This is a genomic window from Exiguobacterium sp. SH0S7 (assembly GCF_004337195.1).
Lineage (GTDB): Bacteria > Bacillota > Bacilli > Exiguobacteriales > Exiguobacteriaceae > Exiguobacterium > Exiguobacterium aurantiacum_A.
In genome coordinates, this window is sequence record NZ_SJVA01000044.1 from 1 (window position 1) to 394 (window position 394).

General features: G+C 47.7%; 1 protein-coding gene. It reads right to left on the reverse strand.

All coding sequences use genetic code 11. The features are described 5' to 3' along the window. Positions 1–21 precede the first annotated feature (21 nt). On the reverse strand, positions 22–394 hold a 373-nt coding region (gene smpB / locus EVJ22_RS15325; RefSeq protein ID WP_131444281.1), incomplete at its 5' end, for an SsrA-binding protein SmpB.

The window sequence follows — 394 nt, forward strand, 5'->3', positions numbered from 1 at the left end:
ACATTGGTCAGACTTCAAGTGTTAACGGTTGCGGTCTTTCATGGCGCGGTCAATCTCACGTTTTGCGTCTTTCTTTTTCAAGTCCTGGCGCTTGTCGTAGTTCTTCTTCCCTTTACCAATGCCAAGCAACACTTTGGCATAGCCGTCTTTCAAGTACATCTTCAGCGGGATAATCGCCGCTCCCTGTACTTTCGATACGCCTACAAGCTCATTGATCTGCTTTTTGTGCAACAGCAATTTGCGGACTCTCGTTGGATCATGGTTAAAGATATTGCCCTGTTCATAAGGTGCAATGTGCATATTGGAAATCCACGCTTCACCGTTCCGGATCCGGACGAAAGCATCAACCAATTGCACTTTGCCGTTGCGCGCCGATTTGATTTCGGTCCCTTGC